The sequence below is a fragment of the Methylomonas sp. TEB genome (genome assembly GCF_047777895.1).
Taxonomy (GTDB): domain Bacteria; phylum Pseudomonadota; class Gammaproteobacteria; order Methylococcales; family Methylomonadaceae; genus Methylomonas.
In genome coordinates, this window is the sequence record NZ_CP180476.1 from 3396719 (window position 1) to 3415554 (window position 18836).

Annotated in this window: 19 protein-coding genes; 5 read left to right on the plus strand and 14 right to left on the minus strand. The window is 50.3% G+C overall.

Annotation, left to right across the window (positions count from 1 at the left end; genetic code table 11):
* Positions 1 to 104: 104 nt before the first annotated feature.
* Genes lolD through fur form a run of 3 tightly spaced genes read right to left on the minus strand, consistent with a single transcriptional unit; the run spans position 105 to position 2468 of the window.
* Entirely contained in the window at positions 105 to 803 is a 699-nt protein-coding gene (gene lolD / locus ACMXD4_RS15160; RefSeq protein ID WP_171694820.1) for a lipoprotein-releasing ABC transporter ATP-binding protein LolD, read from the minus strand.
* Positions 796 to 2043: a lipoprotein-releasing ABC transporter permease subunit gene (locus tag ACMXD4_RS15165; protein ID WP_171694819.1), complete on the minus strand. Its 1248-nt coding sequence runs from the start codon at positions 2041 to 2043 to the stop codon at positions 796 to 798. The genes lolD and ACMXD4_RS15165 overlap by 8 nt, the downstream gene beginning before the upstream one ends.
* Positions 2044 to 2045: 2 nt before the next feature.
* Positions 2046 to 2468, minus strand: coding sequence for a ferric iron uptake transcriptional regulator (gene fur, locus ACMXD4_RS15170; RefSeq protein ID WP_026146882.1), 423 nt, complete (start codon positions 2466 to 2468; stop codon positions 2046 to 2048).
* 115 nt (positions 2469 to 2583) lie between these two features.
* On the opposite strand from fur, the gene ACMXD4_RS15175 reads away from it, so the two are divergent.
* Positions 2584 to 3138: an outer membrane protein assembly factor BamE gene (locus tag ACMXD4_RS15175; RefSeq protein WP_171694818.1), complete on the plus strand. Its 555-nt coding sequence runs from the start codon at positions 2584 to 2586 to the stop codon at positions 3136 to 3138.
* A gap of 18 nt (positions 3139 to 3156) precedes the next feature.
* Here ACMXD4_RS15175 and ACMXD4_RS15180 read toward each other — a convergent pair whose 3' ends face one another.
* From ACMXD4_RS15180 to ACMXD4_RS15200, 5 genes are read right to left on the minus strand one after another with little or no spacing between them, the layout of a single operon-like run.
* A complete protein-coding gene (locus ACMXD4_RS15180; protein ID WP_171694817.1) occupies positions 3157 to 3630 on the minus strand; it encodes an NYN domain-containing protein in 474 nt (157 codons plus the stop codon).
* A gap of 7 nt (positions 3631 to 3637) precedes the next feature.
* Positions 3638 to 3952 (minus strand): pyrimidine/purine nucleoside phosphorylase, encoded by a 315-nt coding sequence (locus ACMXD4_RS15185; RefSeq protein WP_171694816.1) that lies wholly within the window; start codon positions 3950 to 3952, stop codon positions 3638 to 3640.
* 36 nt (positions 3953 to 3988) lie between these two features.
* Positions 3989 to 4576, minus strand: coding sequence for a tRNA (mnm(5)s(2)U34)-methyltransferase (locus tag ACMXD4_RS15190; RefSeq protein WP_171694815.1), 588 nt, complete (start codon positions 4574 to 4576; stop codon positions 3989 to 3991).
* Entirely contained in the window at positions 4551 to 5606 is a 1056-nt protein-coding gene (locus ACMXD4_RS15195) for an NAD(P)/FAD-dependent oxidoreductase (protein WP_415878639.1), read from the minus strand. The genes ACMXD4_RS15190 and ACMXD4_RS15195 overlap by 26 nt, the downstream gene beginning before the upstream one ends.
* 5 nt (positions 5607 to 5611) lie before the next feature.
* Complete coding sequence (locus tag ACMXD4_RS15200) at positions 5612 to 5962, minus strand: HopJ type III effector protein (RefSeq protein WP_415878640.1); 351 nt, start codon at positions 5960 to 5962, stop codon at positions 5612 to 5614.
* A gap of 231 nt (positions 5963 to 6193) precedes the next feature.
* Here ACMXD4_RS15200 and ACMXD4_RS15205 point away from each other — a divergent pair, with 231 nt between their 5' ends.
* Genes ACMXD4_RS15205 through ACMXD4_RS15220 form a run of 4 tightly spaced genes read left to right on the plus strand, consistent with a single transcriptional unit; the run spans position 6194 to position 10749 of the window.
* Positions 6194 to 6838 carry a polysaccharide biosynthesis/export family protein gene (locus ACMXD4_RS15205; RefSeq protein ID WP_415878641.1) on the plus strand — a complete coding sequence of 215 codons (645 nt, stop codon included), beginning with the start codon at positions 6194 to 6196 and terminating at the stop codon, positions 6836 to 6838.
* A gap of 25 nt (positions 6839 to 6863) precedes the next feature.
* Positions 6864 to 8204, plus strand: a complete 1341-nt coding sequence (locus ACMXD4_RS15210) for a hypothetical protein (RefSeq protein ID WP_415878642.1) — start codon at positions 6864 to 6866, stop codon at positions 8202 to 8204.
* A gap of 1 nt (position 8205) precedes the next feature.
* Complete coding sequence (locus ACMXD4_RS15215; protein ID WP_415878643.1) at positions 8206 to 9948, plus strand: lipopolysaccharide biosynthesis protein; 1743 nt, start codon at positions 8206 to 8208, stop codon at positions 9946 to 9948.
* A gap of 18 nt (positions 9949 to 9966) precedes the next feature.
* Positions 9967 to 10749, plus strand: coding sequence for a CpsD/CapB family tyrosine-protein kinase (locus ACMXD4_RS15220; RefSeq protein ID WP_033159009.1), 783 nt, complete (start codon positions 9967 to 9969; stop codon positions 10747 to 10749).
* A 48-nt stretch (positions 10750 to 10797) separates the two neighbouring features.
* Here ACMXD4_RS15220 and ACMXD4_RS15225 read toward each other — a convergent pair whose 3' ends face one another.
* The 6 genes from ACMXD4_RS15225 to ACMXD4_RS15250 form a co-directional block, all read right to left on the minus strand.
* Positions 10798 to 13185, minus strand: coding sequence for a tetratricopeptide repeat protein (locus ACMXD4_RS15225; protein ID WP_415878644.1), 2388 nt, complete (start codon positions 13183 to 13185; stop codon positions 10798 to 10800).
* 154 nt (positions 13186 to 13339) lie between these two features.
* Entirely contained in the window at positions 13340 to 13999 is a 660-nt protein-coding gene (locus ACMXD4_RS15230) for a hypothetical protein (protein WP_415878645.1), read from the minus strand.
* An 11-nt stretch (positions 14000 to 14010) separates the two neighbouring features.
* Positions 14011 to 15705 (minus strand): putative porin, encoded by a 1695-nt coding sequence (locus tag ACMXD4_RS15235; RefSeq protein ID WP_415878646.1) that lies wholly within the window; start codon positions 15703 to 15705, stop codon positions 14011 to 14013.
* Positions 15706 to 15723: 18 nt separating this feature from the next.
* Positions 15724 to 16386, minus strand: a complete 663-nt coding sequence (locus ACMXD4_RS15240) for an energy transducer TonB (RefSeq protein ID WP_033159013.1) — start codon at positions 16384 to 16386, stop codon at positions 15724 to 15726.
* 11 nt (positions 16387 to 16397) lie between these two features.
* The gene (locus tag ACMXD4_RS15245) at positions 16398 to 16802 is read right to left on the minus strand and encodes an ExbD/TolR family protein (protein WP_033159014.1); all 405 of its coding nucleotides are present in this window, start codon (positions 16800 to 16802) and stop codon (positions 16398 to 16400) included.
* An 86-nt stretch (positions 16803 to 16888) separates the two neighbouring features.
* Positions 16889 to 18676 (minus strand): DUF2341 domain-containing protein, encoded by a 1788-nt coding sequence (locus ACMXD4_RS15250; RefSeq protein ID WP_415878647.1) that lies wholly within the window; start codon positions 18674 to 18676, stop codon positions 16889 to 16891.
* Between the last annotated feature and the right edge of the window lie 160 nt (positions 18677 to 18836).

Sequence of the window (18836 nt, forward strand, 5' to 3'; positions counted from 1 at the left end):
TTTTCTTTGGCCAAACAAAGAAAAGTTACTCGGCTGTCGGGCCGAGACCCGACATTAAAACCAGCCGTCGCGCTAGCGACACATAATCCCGACGACTTGAATTATCAGGAATGATGCACCCGTTCCGGCACAATCACCCCATCCTCCATATACAATACCTTATCCATCCTTCCCGCCAATTCCGGATCATGCGTCACCACCAAAAAACTCACCTGTAATTCCTGGTTTAACTCCAACATCAGCTGATAAATCTGCTCGGCGGTTTTACTGTCGAGATTACCCGTCGGCTCGTCGGCCAGCACGCATTTAGGCTGATTAATCAAAGCCCGGGCTACAGCAGCGCGTTGCCGCTCGCCACCGGACAATTCGCCGGGTTTGTGCAGCATGCGATGCCCCAAGCCGACACGCTTGAGTAACTCGGCAGCTTGTTGTTGGGCGTGCTTGATCGATTGGTTGCCGATCAACAGCGGCATTGCCACATTTTCCAGGATGTTAAATTCACCCAGCAAATGATGAAACTGGTAGATAAACCCCAGTGAACGATTACGAAGCTGACTCAGTTTGCCGGCGCTAATCTTGTTCAAATCGGCGCCATCCAGCATCACCGAGCCGGAGCTGGGTTTTTCCAGGCCGCCCAGTAAATGCAGCAAGGTGCTTTTGCCGGAGCCGGATGCACCCATGATGGCGACGCGCTGACCGGCATGAATCGCCAAATCGACGCCGCGCAACACTTCGACATTCAAATCGCCCTGCTCGTAACGCTTGGTTAACTGCTGGCACTGCAATACGATGGCATTATTCATAACGCAACACCTCGGCAGGATTGATACGCGCCGCCTGCCAAGCTGGATACAGCGTCGCCAGCAAGGACAATAAAAACGCCACGCAGGCTATCCAATACACATCGGTCCAGATCAGTTTTGACGGCACTTCGCTGATGTAATAGACGTCGGCAGCCATGAACTGCACGCCAAAGGCTTTTTCGATGGCTGGCACAATGGTTTCGACGTTCAGCGCCAGCAACACGCCACCGACGGTTCCCAGTAGGGTACCTATGCTGCCGATGATGCAGCCCAAGACAATGAAAATGCCCATCACCGAACCGTTGGATAAACCCTGGGTTTTCAGGATCGCGATGTCGCCGCGCTTGTCGGTGACCACCATCACCAGCGTGGATACAATGTTAAACGCCGCCACTGCGACGATCAGCAGCAAAATGATAAACATTGCCCGCTTCTCGGTTTGCACGGCACGGAAGAAGTTGCTGTGGGCCTTGGTCCAGTCGCTGACCCGAAACTCGTCGCCCAGCGTATCGGCCAAGCCTTGGGTGATGCGCGGGGCATTGAATAAGTCATCCAGCTTTAGACGCAAACCGGATACTGCCGACTCCAATCTGAACAATTTGCCGGCATCTTCGAGATGCATCAAAGCCATATTCCGGTCGTACTCATACATGCCGACCTTGAACACGCCCACCACGGTAAAGCGTTTCATGCGCGGCAGAATCCCGGCCGGCGTGGAGTTGATTTGCGGAGTGATGATGGTGACTTTGTCACCCATCATCACGCCTAAATAACTTGCCAATTCTGCCCCCAAGACAATACCAAACTCGCCGGGGACCAAATCGTTCAAGCTACCGAACATCATTTTATTGGCCACTTCAGACACTTTGGCTTCATATTCGGGTAACACGCCCTGCAACAAAGTGCCGCTGACTTGGCGGTCAGCATTCACCATCACCTGGCCATGGATAAACGGTGCGGCACCTTCGACATGCGGCATGCTGCGAGTACGTTGCTCTAAAGCTTGCCAATCATCCAGTTGACCGAAGCGGCCGGTAATTGTGCTGTGCGCGGTCATGCCCAGGATGCGCTCGCGCAATTCGGCTTCGAATCCGTTCATTACCGACAGCACGGTAATCAAGGCCGTGACACCCAGGGCGATACCAAGCACGGATGTTAAGGTGATGAACGAGATAAATTGAGTGCGTTTTTTAGCACGGGTATAGCGCAACCCGATATACAGGATGAGAGGTTTAAACATGCTTAGGCTTTTGGGGGTTTACAAGCGGCGCAATAACCGTAAAGGTAAAGGCTGTGATCGGTCAGTGTATAGCCCAGTCTCAGGGCAATTTCCGATTGACGTTTTTCGATGACTTCATCGGTAAATTCGTCGACTTTTCCACACTTCATGCAGACGACGTGATCATGGTGGCCGCCGCTATTTAATTCGAATATCGAGTTGCCACCCTCGAAATGATGGCGGTTGACCAAGCCGGCAGCTTCGAACTGGGTCAACACCCGGTAAACCGTCGCCAGGCCAATTTCCTCGCCTTCCGCTAACAAGATTTTGTAGACCTTCTCAGCCGACAAATGCCTATCGTCCTGTTGTTTTTCCAGAATCTCCAGAATTTTGATTCTGGGCAAGGTCACCTTTAAGCCCGCATTACGCAAATCCTGAGTTTCCACAAGCCCCCTCCTTTAAACCGATAATCCGCGACATTGTATCGTTTTTTGCGCCAAGCCGCTGACAGAATTATGGGATAATGGCCCATCGTTTGTCGTCAGACTCCATTCTCTTCTCATGAAAAAATCGACTTTTTTGCTAGCCGCCGTCACCAGTTTATCGATCAGCGCTTGCAGTACCATCCTCACTAATTTGCCTGGCGTTTACACCCTGGATATTGAGCAAGGCAATATCATCGATCAAAGCATGATTAACCAATTGCGGCCTAATATGACCAAGCGCCAGGTCTTGTATATCATGGGTTCGCCTATGCTGTCGGATGCCTTTCATGAAAAACGCTGGGACTATTTGTACTCCGAACAACCGGGCGGCGAAGACCGGGTGCAAAAACGGGTGTCTTTATTTTTCAACGGTGACAATTTGATGGGCGTGCAAGGCGACTTTAGACCCAGCTCGCTGCCGGTTGTCAAGGAATCCACGGAAACCAGTGTCGAAGTACCAAAACGCGATCTGGAACGCTCGATGTGGGAAAAAATTAGCGGTTTATTCGGTAGCGACGAACCCGACACCTTTGCCCGCAGAAAAAATCAAAATGCTGCCGAACCCAAAGAAGCCGCCAGTTCCGCAGAGAAAGGCAAAGAATTGGTAGAAGAAAACGCCGACAAACAATAAGTAAAACGCCCAAACGTCTTACAGCAATAATGCACCGGCAATGGCGATGAAATTGTCGGCGGCCTGAATCAAGGCCGGCGCGGTTAAACTATGAATCCCATAAACATCGCTGGCAGTACCGAAATCGCTGCGCACCTTTTGCAATAACAATTCGAAATCGCCGTCGCCGGACAATAGAATAATACGATCAGCCCGCGCGGCGTAGTCCATCACATCCAAGGTGATTCCCACATCCCAATCGCCCTTACTGGTACCATCGCGGCGCTGAATATAGGGTTTTAATTTGACGGTAAAACCGATATCTTTCAAGATTTTCTGAAAACCCTGCTGTTTGCTGTCACCACGATCAGTGGCGTAAGCAATGGCAGCGACGACCTGCTTACCTGCGGTTGCCTGCTGCCAAAACGCACTGTAATTGAAATGTTTCTGGTAGCGTTGCCGGGTGGTGTAGTAAATATTCTGCACATCGACAAAAATCGCTACCTTTTCCATCCAGCGCTTACTTCAAAAAAGAACAGCAGTAATCGCTGGCAACACTTACCTTCATCGTGAAAGCGGCATTGCCAGGCACATTGAAAGACTCGCCGCCTTTCACCGCTTGCCACGCATCGTTGCCAGGCAACAACACTTGCAGTTCGCCTGCCAGTATTTCCATCAATTCGGGATCGGCCGTGTTAAAGGTATATTCGCCCGGCTGCATAAAACCCAAGGTTTTCGAAGAGCCATCGGCAAATTTAATGGTGCGGCTATTCACTTTGCCATCGAAATAGACGTTGGCCCGCTTGACGATGGTGACGTTATTGAATTCTGACATGATGCACATCTATTGCTAGTAAAAAAAGGAGCGCAATCATAGCAGATCGGTTTGTTTGCGAATAACAAAAAGCCGCGGTGCACTGGGCTTGTCGTGACTGCTAAGAACAACTTCCGCAGTAAAACGACTTCCATCCAACTGCCGACACCATGCCGCCAACTGCTCTGCCTCCAGATCGCCGCCGGCGTGACCCGGATACGCCAACACCGTCATCACGGCACGCGGCGCCAATAAACTACGCGCGGCATCCAAGGCGGCCAGCGTCGAATCAATTTGGGTGATTATGGATTTATCGGCGCCGGGTAAATAACCCAGATTGAACATCACTGCTCTCACCCGGCCAAGCCATTGCTCGGGCACATGCGACAGCATATCGGCATGACTGGCCAGGCGTAAGGTCACCCGGCGCTGTAAATCAGCCTTAATTAAACGCTGAAAACTATTGCCCAGGGCTTGCCGTTGAACATCGAATCCAAACACATGACCGCTCGCCCCAACGCTCTGCGCCAGAAACACGGTATCGTGGCCGTTACCCAGTGTCGCGTCGAGCACCACGTCGCCCGGTTCTAGGTAAGAACCAACAATATGGTGAGCAGTTTCAAGCAGGGATATAGGTTTTGTCATAGCGGCGTATATCGCAACCGGGCGGCAAGCCGGCGTGCTGTTGCAAGTAATCGGCAAACCGGACAACGTACCAGGGAATCGCCAAGCTGCCCTTGGCGCCAAAGCCATTGAAAATATGCAGTTGCGGATATTTGGGATGCGTGCCAATAAACGGCTGTTTATCGCGTGTAGCCGGCCGGATTCCGGCGCGATGCTGATAAACATTAAGGTTTTGTTGTTGTGGGCAGACCGCACGTAAGCTCGCCAATAAAGCGGTTTTCGCTGCTTCGGTCGGCACATGATCTACTTGATCTGTTTCGAAAGTCGCACCGGTCTTAAAGCGCCCGGACTCCAATGGAATCAGCCAATGCCCGTAATTCAAAATCTGTTTTGGAATATCTTGCCTACTTTCGCAACCCAGTATTTCACCTTTTGCCAATTGAAACGGCAAATACTTAAACCATGGATTGCTAAGCGCCTGATAACCTTCGCAGAAAACAATATGCCGCGGATATATTTCCTGCCAGCGCAGCGCCGGCTCGAGATTAATTTCTTCGTATTGCAGAGTGTATCGCCGATAACAGTGCTTGTTCCGTAAAAAATCACGCAACCGACTCAGCAAAGCCTCGGTCCGCAAATAGCCGGTCTGGCCTTGTTGCAACACACCGTAAGGCGCGTTAATTCTCTTGGGGGCTGCCGCCAACTCCGACAAATAGTCGCGATAATCCGCCTGGCACAAACGGCGTTCGGCAATTTCAAGCTCTTTGGCGGTGCGCAAAATTTTCAGCATTGGCATTTGCTGATAGAAGGCTTGTCCAAACTGTCTCTCAAGTTGCCGATAAGCATGCATCGCGGCCGGCAGCAGATTTTCCACATCCACCTGCTTTACCAAGCGCTGCCCGGTCACTGGATTGATCAAACCAGCCGCGACTTGCGAGGCGTTCTCCGCGCCGTCGTCCACCACCAAGATTCGCAGTTGCCGCTGCCATAACTCCCAAGCCAATAAACTGCCAGCCAAACCCTGACCGATCAGCAGTACATCAATTTGCACGGCAATTATTGGGCTTGCAAGGCCTCGCCTTTAAAAACAATGCCTTCCCAACCATCACGCATAAAGTGTCTGATATTTTGATGATCGTCGCCGGACGGGTTACCCAATACATCTTGGCAATAATAATCACCGAAGAGCGCCAGAGTTTGCTCGGCAGTCAATTTATGCAATTTGGCGAATGCAAAAATCTTGCAAGAGCCCTCATTACGACCCGCTTCGTTTACCAGAGGCTGTTGCAAGCCGTTACTAAATTCGGTGGGTTGGTATTGATAATGCTCGGCAATAAGCGCAATGACCTCCTGAAATTCGACCGTTTGCCCGGACTTCACACGTTGTAAAAAATCGTTCACTGTCACTACCTTACTCCCAAAGTTTTATTAATTTTTGGTTAATTTACTGTTTGATTCGAACAAAACACAGTCATTCCCGGTTATAATCGCATGAAATGTCTAGGTGTTTCTCACCTAAGACCGCGTTTGGGATCGTCTTATTCTTGTTATATTCCGTTACTAAAATCCCGCCTTACTTTGGCGTTTGGCTCGAAAAGTGCGGTTTGCAACCTCAATAACATCATAAAGGAATACATTTTGAAACAGATAATTACTCTTTTCTCGTTTTGTCTGCTTTGCTCCTCCACTGCCCTGGCAGAACCGGAAACCCCGATCCCACCTGCACCGCCAATAGAGCCCATTAACAACACTACAATCAGCCCTGCACCTACGGTGACTATCGAGCAGACCAATTATGCGGCTTACCAACTATCGCCGGGTGATGCATTGGAAATCACGGTCTGGAAAGAAGAGGGTCTACAACAATTGCAAATCCTGATTTCCCCGGACGGCACCATTATTTTCCCCTTGATCGGTACCGTCGGCGCCGCCGGCAAAACCATTACCGAGCTAAAAGATAATTTGACCAGCAGGCTGGCCGATTACATATCCGACCCCTCGATTTCGGTTAAATTACTCAACAACCAGGGCAACTCCATCTTTGTGATCGGCAAAGTCAACAAACCCGGACAAGTGTTTTCCGGCAGACGCCTGGATGTGCTGCAAGCGCTGAGTCTGGCCGGCGGCCTGACCGTGTTTGCCAAGGAAGGTTCGATTAGCATTATTCGCCGCACCGGCGATCAAGTTAAAGTGTTTCCTTTCGACTACAGCGATGTGATTGATGGCGAAGACCTGGAACAAAACATCCTGCTGGAACCGGGAGACACGGTTACCGTACCCTAAGCGGAATTAGATAGAAGCACTATCTATGAAGATAAAAACGGATTTTTTGCTACCTGCGTTGGTTTTATTCAGCACCGATGGCTACGCGCTGGATTTGTTGTTCAAACCGGAGTTCAGCTTTAAGGAGCGCTTTGACGATAATGTACGCATGCAGATTCATCCAAAGCATAGCAATTTTATCAGCACCCTTTCTCCAGGTGTGATGTTCGGCTATCTTGCCGACGACAACGAATTAAATACCCGTTTTAAGTGGAATGAGTTGATTTACAGTAGCGACTCGGCGCTGGATTTTTCCGAAAAACTGGTCAATCTTAGCCACAAATACCAAAGCGAACGTTTCAAAACCGATCTTGCGGCAAGCTATGCGGAAGAATCCTCGATTAATAACCAACTCGACCCTACAGTAATCGACCCAACGCAGATCAACGAAGCAGGTGGCGTGCAACTTCTCGTACCACGGAACACCAAATCAGTCTCCCCGACTGTCACTTATAACTTGAACGAAAAAAGCTCTCTACAATTGGGTTATAGCTACCAGGATGTGGCGTTTGACAGAGCGCAAAATCTGACAAACATTTTCAATTACTCGGATTATAGTTTCCAGCAATATTCGGCAACGGCCAGCCATGCCTACACCGAACGTCTGTCATTTAACCTGACAGGTGCGTATTCGGTGTATGAATCGGCAAACGAGAGTCCAGGAATCGGTCTTTTCAATCCTTTTCCTTTTCCTGTACCATTGCGATTTTATCAAACCGCGCCAATAACAACAGGTTTCAGCCAAAAATCGACTACGTTCACTTACCAGGCGGGTGTGCAATATCTATTTGACGAGCAGACCCAATTAGCATTTTCAGCTGGGATTCGCGACACAACAACTGACAGCACTCAATTCACCAGCTCGTCAAACCCTGCGCCAGAACTTAATAGTCGGTCTTCCTTATCCAAAAACACCATAGGCAACGTATTTTCGGCAAGCTTGGCTCGTAAAAGCGACTGGGGGGACTTTAGCTTAAGTGCCGGACAACAGCTCAACCCGGCCAGCACCGGCCAGCAGCAGACCTCAACCACCTTTTCAGCTCGAGGTCGTTACAATCTCACCGAACGATTGTCTACCGGTATCAACGCCAATTACTTGCTATCCGAATCGATATCCACTTTTAGTAACGATACCACCAGAACTAATAACCGCACTTTCATTACCCTATCACCGAATGTTCAATGGCGTTGGACGCCGGAAATCAATTTGGATCTGTCTTATAGCTATCGCCAGCAAGTGTATGAATCAAACAACCAGACCATCACCGGCGATAGCGTACAACTACAATTCTCTTATCAACCGCAAATCAATCGTCAGGTGAAATAGCGTGGAAAATCAAGCCATCGACATCAAGGACTATCTAAAAATCATCAAACGACGTAGACGGTTTTTAGTTATTCCGTTTCTAATCATTGCGCTGATCAGCATCGTTTTAGCAGTGCTGTTACCGGCAGTTTACCGCTCTACTTCCACCATTCTGATCGAAGCGCAAGAAATTCCTGCCGAGCTGGTGCATTCCACAGTGACCACCTTCGCCGACCAGCGGATTCAGATGATCAGCCAACGGATCATGACCCGACCGAATTTGACGGAAATCATCAAAAAATACGATCTCTACGCCGAGGAACGGCAAAAAGAGCCCGAAGAAGTCATTCTGGAAAAAATGCGTAAAAGCATTAAAGTAGAAACTATTAGTGCCGACGTCGCCAATAACAAAAGCGGCCCTGCCCAACAAGCTACGATTGCCTTTACGCTAACATTTGATGATAAATCGCCTGAGCTTGCGCAAAAAGTCGCTAACGAACTGACGTCCTTGTTCCTGAAAGAAAACATCAAATCGCGCACCGAATCTGCGGAAAATGCAGCATTGTTTTTGAGCGAGGAGTCCAAACGCCTGAAAGCCAAAATTCAGGAAATTCAACAAAACCTGGCTACGTTCAAGGAAAAGAACCTGAACCAACTGCCGCAAATCAGTGCCATGAACCAACAAGAACTGACCTCCTTGAGCAATCAGTTATTACAATTGGATAGCCAAGAACGAACGTTGCAAGATAGGCGTTATTATCTTGAAGGCGAACTGGCGCAAATCGATCCCAACACCATGGCTACCAACGCCGTGGGCAATCGGGTGTTCGATATGAAAGACCGTTTGAAGGAACTGCAATCGCAATATCCATCGGTGTTATCCAACCATTCTGCGAACCATCCCGATGTGATTAAAATCAAGCGAGAAATCGACTCATTGCAAAAAGAAATCGGCTCCAACACCGATCTGAATGCGATGAACGGCGAACTAACCGACAGAAAAGCAGAATTGGCCTTGTTGTTGAAACAGTATTCGGACAAACACCCGGACGTGGTGAAACTGCAAAAACAAATCAGCGCCTTGCAACAAAGCTTGGCTAGCGCGAAACAAAGCGACTACAGCAACGCCAGCATTCAACCGGATAACCCGGCCTATATCACCTTGAAATCGCAGCTGGCTTCAGTGAATACCGAAATCGAATCGTTGAATTTCACACGTAGTCGCGTACAGAGCAAAATGGAAGAGTTACGCTCAAGCCTACGCCAATCGCCATTGGTTGAAAAAGAATACATGGATTTGATCCAGGATCTGGACAATACCAATCTGCGCTACCGCGAAGTCAGTGCGCGAGAAATGGAAGCGCAAATCTCGCAGCAATTGGAAATGGAAAGAAAAGGCGAACGTTTCACCTTAATCGACCCACCACAAGAACCGTTAGAGCCAGTTAGCCCGAATCGGATTGCAATTATGGTACTGGGCATGGTGTTGGCTGTAGCGAGCGGCTTAGGGGCGGTGGCATTGACCGAAATGCTGGATTCGACCGTTAATAGCCCAAAAGCGGTCGCGGCGATTCTGGGTGTGGAACCTTTGGCATCGATACCTTATTTTGAAAGCCAGAAGGAACATCAAGCTCATACGAACGAACGACGAATGTTGTTGATAGGCATGGCAATAGCCGGCATTCTAGCTATCGTTGCATTTCATTTTATCGTCATGCCGCTAGATGTATTTTGGTACAAATTACTACGTGTCGTGGGCAATTAATCATTTAAGGGAAAATTCATGAACCCCATTGAAAACCTCGTGGAAAAAAGTAATCCAGCCGCAGCCGGATTAGCCAATCAACCCGGCGACAAAGTCAGCATCGCTTACACCAAAACGCGGGTGCACACTCCGGATCAAAACTTACTGAAGCAAAACCGGATTATTTCCGCGGCGTTACCTGGAAAATGGCTGGAATCCTACCGCATGCTACGCACCCGCTGCTTGCAGCAAATGGATGCAATGGAATGGAAAACCATGGCTATCACCAGCCCCAGCGAAGGTACCGGCAATAGCTTAACAGCCGCAAATTTAGCCATCAGCATGGCGATGGAACTTGACCGCACAGCCCTGCTGGTGGATGCCAATTTCCAAAATCCCAGCATTAATCAATTATTCGGCATTCAGCCGGGCGCAGGTCTGAGCGATTATTTGTTGAACGACACCGAATTAAGCTCCATGCTGATTAATCCGGGCATCGAGCGTCTGGTAGTGCTGCCGGCCGGCAAACCTTTATTCAACTCAACTGAGATGTTGCGCTCACCGAAAATGGTACGACTGGTTAACGAACTGAAAAGCCGTTACCCCTCGCGTATCATTATTTTCGATATGCCGCCGATCCTGTCGCACGATGATACACTGGGTTTTTCGCCTTATGTGGATTGCGTGTTGTTGGTGATCGACGAAGGCCATACCAAGACGGATCAATTGAAGCACGCGGCCTCTTTGTTAAAAGACACCAACGTACTGGGGACAGTATTCAATAAAGCCACCGACATTAAAATCGGCTATACCGGGGTTTAAGCCGGTTTGACGTGGCTACCTGCGGTAGCCACGTCCCTACATTTCCTATCAGAGTTTACTCAAAACATCCTTCGCTTCATTCAAGCCATCGAATTCCACTTTTTTATCGACCGCTTTTTGCAAATATTCGCGGGCTTTAACCGGATCGTTTTGCTTGAAATACACCATACCCAAATGATAATTGCTGATCGGCGATTGCGGATCGCGTTCAATCACCTTCAACAATATCTCTTTAGCCTTATCGTAATTGCTTTGTTTATAGGCCACCCAAGCAACCGTATCCATCATATTGGGATTATTGGTTTGCAATAAAGGTTCGGCCAATTTGGCTGCCCGTTCCAAACTATCCGGACCGGCGGAAAAATCCGACAAGTAACTGGCCAGATTGTTAACCGCCACCACCGAATCCGGATGCAGTTTGTAAGATTCTTCGTAAAGCGCCAGCACCTTCTCATGCTGACCGTCACGATGATACAAACGCGCCAAGTCGTCGACCAGCTCCAATGCCCCTTTAGTTTTTTCAATCCCTTTTTTGTAGATATTGATGGCCTCGGCCTGATTTTTTTGTGCCAACTCGATCAAGGCCAAGTTCCGATAAGGGCTATACCACTCTGGTTTGATATTCAAAGCCTTTGTGTAAGCTGTTTTTGCTTCGGCAAATTTCTGTTCGTTCAGATAAGCACCACCCAGCAAATTGTAAGCAACGAAATGATCGGGTTGCTGTTTAATGACTTGCTGCAATTTACCGATAGCCTTATCCGACTGCTTCAATACCAAATAGCTTTTGACCATCTCGGTCAAAGGCTCAATCGCATCCGGCTTACGCGCCAAGGCCTGTTGAAACGCTTCCGTACTGGCTTCCAGCTTGCCTTCCGCCTGATAGCCCAAGCCGGACATGTAAAAGCCGGTGGCATCCTTATCGGATAGCTGCTGCACCTGCTTGGCAATCTCTTGCGCTTTATCCCAATGCTTTTGCGATAACTCCATTTTAAACAGCGCCTCCAAGCCTTTCAGACTTTTCGGATTGGCTTTCATCAGTGCTTCAAGCTGCTGCTTGGCTTGATCTTGGTGCCCGGCTTTCATATGCAAGCCAACCAAATCCAGCCGGGCGGTCTCATCGCCCGGTGCGACGGCCACCACTTTTTCCATATTTTCTCTGGCCAGTTCTTCTTCGTTATTGCGCAGATGAGCTGCGGCCAGCATTTTCAATACGCCGATATTGTTGGGTTGATCAACCAATACCGAGCGGAAATCGGCAATCGCGTCGGGAATTTTGCTTTCACCCAAGGCAAACTGGCCGCGCAGTGTCAAAGCCTCGGCATCGCGCGGATTGTTATCCAACACTTCCTTGATCAAGGCCTTAGCCTCGTCACCGCGCTTGGTCATTGCATACAAAGCGGCTAATTTATTTCGTGCGGTGATGCCGCTGGGTCCCAATTTATCCTGATCGACGACTTCTTTCATGGTCGCTTCGGCTTTATCGACTTGCTTTTGGGCCAGCTGGATATTAGCCAGTTTGAATTTCAACTCATACGCTTGCGGCTTTTGCTCTATCATCGGTAGCAGTTCGGCAATCGCCACTTCCGGACTGCGCTTTTCCAACAGAAAATCGACCAAATAAGTCTTGGCGGTATCGTTGTCCGGCAATTTGCTGACCGCGTCGCGCAGAGTCGCTTCGGCTTTATCGACTTGTTTGGTACCGACCTGGAACAAGGCTAACGTACGGTAATGCTGTAATTGCTGTGGCTCCAGTTTGACAATTTCCAACAACATGGCCTCTGAATCGGCAATCTGATTGTTTTTAGCGTACAAACCGGCCAGCATGCTACGCAAAGCAACATTATCCGGCTTCTTTTCTATAGTTTGCTTCAATAAAGTAATCGCTTCGCCTACTTTATCCAAACGCGCTTTAATCGAGGCCATCATCAAGGTCGCCGGCACATCGTCCGGACTGTTTTTCAAGGCGCGCTCCACCGTCATAATCGCGCCATCGCTGTTATTTTTGGCTGCTTGGACGCCGGCGAACAACACTAAAGCCTCGACATTGTCCGGTTCCTTCGCCAAAGCTTCGCCGACCATTTTTTCCGCATCGTCTACCGCGCGATTTAATAACAGCAGCTGACCAACCCGAACCCGCGCCATCACGTGATTTTCATTGCCGGCAACCACGGTGCTGTATTCCTTAAAGGCATTTTCGATTTTGCCTTGTTTACTCAGGGCTTCCGCAATCTGGAAGTGAGTTTCCCAGTCCTTAGGATCGATTTGCAGCACGTTTTTATAGGCAAGCAACGCTTTCTCATAATCACCCGCTTGATATAGCTGTTTGCCTTCTTCCATGTATTTCGCTTTCCGTTCATCGGCGCCGTTACAGGCCACCAAGCCGGTCGATAACACAACAATGCCTAGATTTTTTAAAAAATTTTGTTTCGTTGTCATTAGTCTCTCGATAATTCGTGCATTTGATTATGTAGCCGCCATGATGGAGCGCCGCTTTTTGGGATTTTAACTTATTTACGCGACCAAGCCTTAAGGCTTTCGGTAAATCAGCGAGGGTCGAGGTGCGGCATGTTGCCGCACCTGAGTAGAGAAACTATTGGACGCCAGCCGGCGCTGTGCCACTATCCGCAGCAGATTGTTTTTGATATTTCCCGGCGTTCAACTTGTCCTCATATTCCTGGACGATAGTTTCCATCTCGACGCTGTTGAATTGCAGCAAGGCTTCATTCTGCAGCATACTAGCCAGTGCGCCTTTGTTTTCGTAGCGTGCCAGCAATTCCTTGGCAGCCTCGTAAAGTTTGACATTGTGAGTATCGCAAACCCCCAATTGCTGCTCGGTTGCTTGCTGCTTGACAGTTAATGCCGTTAATTGCGCTTGCAAATCGGCTTTAGCCTGACTCACTTCCTTGTGCTTTTCCATCACGTCGGAGAGTCTGGCATTGCTTTTCTCCAAACGCTCGCGCACCTCACCATTGGCATTTCGCTGTGCGGACAACTCGCTGCTGACTTGTTCCTTAGCCGCCACCGCCGCGGAATGGGCTTTTTTCAACTGCTCAAGCTCCTGTAAATCCTCAGCTAACTTGGCCGATTCGGCTTTTGCCGCATCGCGTTCGGCCGTCAAGCTTTTAACCATCGCTTGCAGCTTTAAAACAGCGCCATCGTTCTTGGCAGCCTCACGTGGCGCGGCCTGACTGGTGGACCAGCCGCTGCTAATAAGCACAAGCAATACGGCCACTTTCGGAAATGTATTCATCGACAACCTACCTAGAATTGCGTATTCACGTCGATCTGCAACACATCGATACCGAGAGGAGGTCCGGTGATGATGTCCGCACTCAACCAGCGGCCGGTCAACCAAACGTTCTTCATCAAGCCATAGTTACCGCCGATGAACCAGCCCTTACTGTTGGTACCGCCGAGGTGGAAGTCAGAATCGGTGAATGCATCCAATACCGCATCGCGCTCCACGTACTTATAGGCAGCAAACACATTCCAATGACCGGCCACTTCGGCTCTTGGCCAACCGAAATCCGCCCTAAACTGCCAGGCGTTGGTTTTACCCTCAACCACTGTGCCGTTCAGCATCCGGCTGACCGCGGTTTTATTAAAGCCGACGTTTTTAGCGTAGTCGCCGCTCAAGCGCAGATGGTAAGGGGCAAACAGAGTCATTTCATACGAAACATTGGCGTTGACAATATTGTAATCGGACGCCAAACCGACCATGCCCGGATTGGAAGCCAAAGCGCCGGTGCCTTCTCGGCAAATCGACGCCAAGGTATTGCCGCCCTGCATGAATTCAGGACGCGAAGCAGTGTTGCCGCGCGTATTGAGATCGCAAGTGCCTAAAACGCTGGTATTTTGCTTAGCCTCGACGTTGACGTAATCGAAATAAGCCAACGCGGCCTTTAAATTATCTTGATTGACAAAGCCCCAATCCACGCCGACTTGACCGCCGAACAACCATTTATCACTGCTCAGCGCCGATTCTTGTAATGGAAACGCCCCGGCTGTGGCAAAAACGGAATGGGTGTGGTCGTCGTTAGCCATCAAGCTGTCCGATCCACCCAAACGGTGGCGCACGGTGCCGGCAAAACCTTCGAAAGATAAATCCGTATCCCACACCAATTCGCTACCGCCGGTAAACTCGCCACCGCCGGTATACCAAGGATTTTTGATCCGCCCACCCGACAAAGTCAGCCATTTAAACTTGTTATCATCGAGTGCATCGTATTGCAGATAAGCCCGGTCCACGGTGAAATCGTATTTTTGTCCGGTAAAGCCTAAAGACTGGTTGGTAGACACCGGGTCACGTTGATTACCCGTCGCCAAACGCACACCGGCTTTCATACCATCGGTAATCGCCGCATCAATGCCCAAGCGCAAGCGCTCGCGAAAATGCTGTCTGTCGGTAGTCGTATTCAAAAATTGATCCACACCCGCCGCGTTCAGACCGCCTCTTTCGTTAACCGCCTGCCAGTCAATATAAGAATTGGCGATGTTTTCCTTAGCCATCATCTCATGCTGAGAACGTAGGCGAATATCGCCAGACAACTTGAACCGCCTGGTCCACTCCGGCAACGCATTAGGCAAGCCCCACTGCTCGTTCTTGGCCTTTTGCATCACATCGCCCACCACCTCTTCGCGCAACTCGCTGCGCACTTGTTGGCGAATTTCGTCCTTCACAAAATCAGGCACATAAGCCACCCGCACTTCATCGGCCGGTACGGCTTCCTTGGCACCGGCGGCCTTGGCTTCGGCCACTTGCTGGCCGGCTTCGACTTCGGCTTGCTTGATCATCTCGTTGGCAGCCTTGTCGGTAATCACGCCTTGCTTGACCAATTGCTTGATCAAATTAGTGGTGGTATTGCGCAGTTTCAGCAACTCTTCCTTTTCTCCGGCCTGCACGGTGCCAATCAGCCCGGATAGCGCCAGGGCCATCAGCTGTTTCTTATTCGCCATTGTTTTACCTGTGGATACTTAAATACGTGATGAAATTTTTAACTTGATCGGTTGCTGCATGCCCGGCGGCGGTGCTTCCGCCACGCGGTCGAACTTATTCAACAAGCGGCTGAGCAATTCGTCGATGTCCGCATCGTTGCTGCCCTTGGCCAATTCCACCCGTTCTACCGAGCCGTCGGCTTTCAGCCAGACCTTGACGATGGCGGTATAGCCTTTACGGCGCAATTCTTCGTGGCTGCTGAGAATGTTCAAAATACCGTTCTTGACCAAACCGCCGTACCAGGCAAACGGGTTACCGGTCCCACCGCCGAACAAACCGGTGCCGCCCTTGCGGGCCGCCAGACCAAAACCGTCCGATCCGGCCGTACCCTCGGCATCCAGACCCAGATCGCGCGGCGGCGCTTGTTCCGGTTCGGGTTCCGGCTCAGGCTCGGGCTCCGGGTCGGGTTCCTTGATTTTTTCCTTGATTTCAGGCTCGGGCGGCTTCTCAACTTTCGGCGGTGGCGGCGGAGGGGGCGGCGGTTTAAACAAGGTCACCGGCTGAATTTTTTTCTCGTTTTTCGCCGGCTTTTTATCGACGAACTCCATAATGATTTTAACGACGTAAAAAATCGCGATAGCGGCGATTACGGCAGCGATGAGCATCGGAATATAAACCCGCCAATGTTTCTTCTTTGACATGTCGCAAGGCTTTATTTGGTCAGATTTTGGGTAACCAGACCGACCTGGGTGATTTCCAGTTTGCCAAGCAAAGCCAAAATATCGACGACGCTTTGATACTGGACAGTGGAGTCCCCCTTAACCACCACCGGCAATTCCGGATTGGCGGCCTTGTATTGCATCAGTGTCGATTCCAGCTGCTCCATCGTCACCGGAAACGTGTCGAGAAACAGTGTGCCGTCAGCCGTCACGGTAATGGCTTTGGTTTGCGGCTTAGCCAAACTGGGTGTGTTACTAGCCTTGGGCAGATTGACTTGCACGCCTTGCACAGCCGCCGTAGTCATCAAGATAAACACCACCAGCAACACATAAGCCAAATCCAGCATAGGCGTAACGTTGATTTCGTCGTACGCCGCGTTTTCTTCTTGAACTTTCATTGAATCTTCTCGGGTTTTCGTAGGGTACGCAACGCATACCGGCAGACTTTGGCAAGGTACGCATTGCGTACCCTACGAACGTTTAATTAGCTATGCTGCTCGGCCAGTTTGGCGACAAATTCGTCAACAAACACATGCATGTCGGCGGTCACGGCCTTGATCATGCTGCCCAAATAGTTGTAAGCAAACAGCGCCGGTATCGCCACGCCCAAACCGGCGACGGTGGCCGCCAAAGCCGCGGCGATACCGGGCGCAATAGCGTTGACGTTCACTTCGCCGCTGGCGGCAATCGCCGCAAAGGTGATCATGACCCCGACCACGGTGCCGAGCAAACCCAGGAACGGTCCACCGGAAATCGCGATGGTCAACAACACCATTTGCGAATTGAGTTTTTGCAGTTCCCGGACCAACACGCCGTCCATCGACGCCTTCACAGCGTTCAAGGCTTGCGCAGACAGGCCCTGGTCGGCGGCATCGGCGCCCACGCTTTTCGCCAGACGTTTATTCATTTCCTGCACGCCGACGTGGTAAATCCGGTAGATCGATGAACCCGCAAACGCCGCGTGATTGCCGGTCAAGGACAGCAGTAAAGGCGATTCGTCATAATCTTCCTGGCCGTCTTCGTCCTGGTGATCCAGATTGCTGATATTTTTCGCGCCTAATTGACTAAAAGCCTCTTCGAATTTCTTGTTCTCACTGCGGGTACGGTTCAACACAATCGCCTTGCTGACAATCACCAAGGTACTGACAATAAACATCACGCCCAGAATCCCGATGATGACCCAGCCGTCCACGGTAACGTTATCCAGCGTCGACATCAGATAAGACTCACCGCCCTCTTCGCTGTCGGGCGTGCTGTCTTCGCCGTAATTCAACAATGCCGATGACTGGCCTTGCATCAGCGCCGCAAATTGCAGGTAATTCTGGTCACGAGCAACCTTGGCAATACCAAATTCGTCAATGGCACCGACCAAGCCGCGTGAACCGTCCACCGCCGCGCCTATGCTCATATCACCCAACAGCGAAGGCACGCTGGCCGGTAAGATACCGACCGGTTTACCGTCCACATACAAGGTAAAACCGTCCTTATTCCCTGCGACTGACAAATACTGCCAAGTGGCCAAATTCAGATCGGCGGAACTGACCAACTGCTTACGATTAACCTCCAAAACCGGGGTTTGACCTCTAACAGATAAAATCAGCCCATCCCGCGCGAATATCACCCCGTCGGTTTGCGCCTGATCAATTTTTACCCATGCCGAAACGGTCCAGCCAAATTCGACCGCCATTTGAATCGCAGGCGTTGCCGTGATGCGTATCGCTTGACTACCGTTAAAACCGCCCGCTTCGCCAATGGCTCCACCTTCCACAACGGTTTGGGTAGCGGTGGCCGGTTGATTGGCGTAGGCCGTAGCGTCTTTCACCGGACCGGCTTCGAAGTGATAGGCAACCGCTTGCGCCACATCGAAAATTCCCGGCGCATCTTGGCCGTCTACAGCCTTGGGATTGCCGTAATACATCCAGAACATCGGCTCATCGGCCGTAGCAATGTCCTTGGGCAATTTCACCCAAATCAGCGCCATCTCGTTGACCGTATCGATCTTTTCGATATAAAACTTCAACGGAGTCTTATCGTCGCCGGCCATGAAGCGCAAATCTTTGCCGTTTTCGCCCAAATCGGCGAAGAAGCTGAAATTGCCGGTATGCAGTCGCACCAGCACCAAGCCCTCCGCTACCGGCGTCACGCCGCCCTGCTGCAATTGCTGGGCATCGATGGTTATTTTCTTTCTATAACCCCAGTCGTCATTCCACCAAGCTTGGGCCAGGCCGGGCATGGCTAACAGGGCCGCTACTAAAAACACAATCCGTTTCATGATCACTCTCAAATCAAAACATAAACTGGATTATCCCAACGTTTTTTTACATGATTATGACGGGCGGGAAAGAATCGAAAAAACGGGAAAAAAATAGTATTAATACGACCGAGTTAGCGCAGGCCGACACGCCCACTGCCCGCTGCGAACACGGGCAATT

Excerpts from the sequence above, each read along its gene's own strand:
- lolD (WP_171694820.1), bottom strand. The coding sequence starts at position 803 with ATGAATAATGCCATCGTATTGCAGTGCCAGCAGTTAACCAAGCGTTAC.
- ACMXD4_RS15165 (WP_171694819.1), bottom strand. The coding sequence starts at position 2,043 with ATGTTTAAACCTCTCATCCTGTATATCGGGTTGCGCTATACCCGTGCT.
- ACMXD4_RS15175 (WP_171694818.1), top strand. The coding sequence starts at position 2,584 with ATGAAAAAATCGACTTTTTTGCTAGCCGCCGTCACCAGTTTATCGATC.
- ACMXD4_RS15180 (WP_171694817.1), bottom strand. The coding sequence starts at position 3,630 with ATGGAAAAGGTAGCGATTTTTGTCGATGTGCAGAATATTTACTACACC.
- ACMXD4_RS15185 (WP_171694816.1), bottom strand. The coding sequence starts at position 3,952 with ATGTCAGAATTCAATAACGTCACCATCGTCAAGCGGGCCAACGTCTAT.
- ACMXD4_RS15190 (WP_171694815.1), bottom strand. The coding sequence starts at position 4,576 with ATGACAAAACCTATATCCCTGCTTGAAACTGCTCACCATATTGTTGGT.
- ACMXD4_RS15210 (WP_415878642.1), top strand. The coding sequence starts at position 6,864 with ATGAAGATAAAAACGGATTTTTTGCTACCTGCGTTGGTTTTATTCAGC.
- ACMXD4_RS15220 (WP_033159009.1), top strand. The coding sequence starts at position 9,967 with ATGAACCCCATTGAAAACCTCGTGGAAAAAAGTAATCCAGCCGCAGCC.
- ACMXD4_RS15225 (WP_415878644.1), bottom strand. The coding sequence starts at position 13,185 with ATGACAACGAAACAAAATTTTTTAAAAAATCTAGGCATTGTTGTGTTA.
- ACMXD4_RS15230 (WP_415878645.1), bottom strand. The coding sequence starts at position 13,999 with ATGAATACATTTCCGAAAGTGGCCGTATTGCTTGTGCTTATTAGCAGC.
- ACMXD4_RS15235 (WP_415878646.1), bottom strand. The coding sequence starts at position 15,705 with ATGGCGAATAAGAAACAGCTGATGGCCCTGGCGCTATCCGGGCTGATT.
- ACMXD4_RS15240 (WP_033159013.1), bottom strand. The coding sequence starts at position 16,386 with ATGTCAAAGAAGAAACATTGGCGGGTTTATATTCCGATGCTCATCGCT.
- ACMXD4_RS15245 (WP_033159014.1), bottom strand. The coding sequence starts at position 16,802 with ATGAAAGTTCAAGAAGAAAACGCGGCGTACGACGAAATCAACGTTACG.
- ACMXD4_RS15250 (WP_415878647.1), bottom strand. The coding sequence starts at position 18,676 with ATGAAACGGATTGTGTTTTTAGTAGCGGCCCTGTTAGCCATGCCCGGC.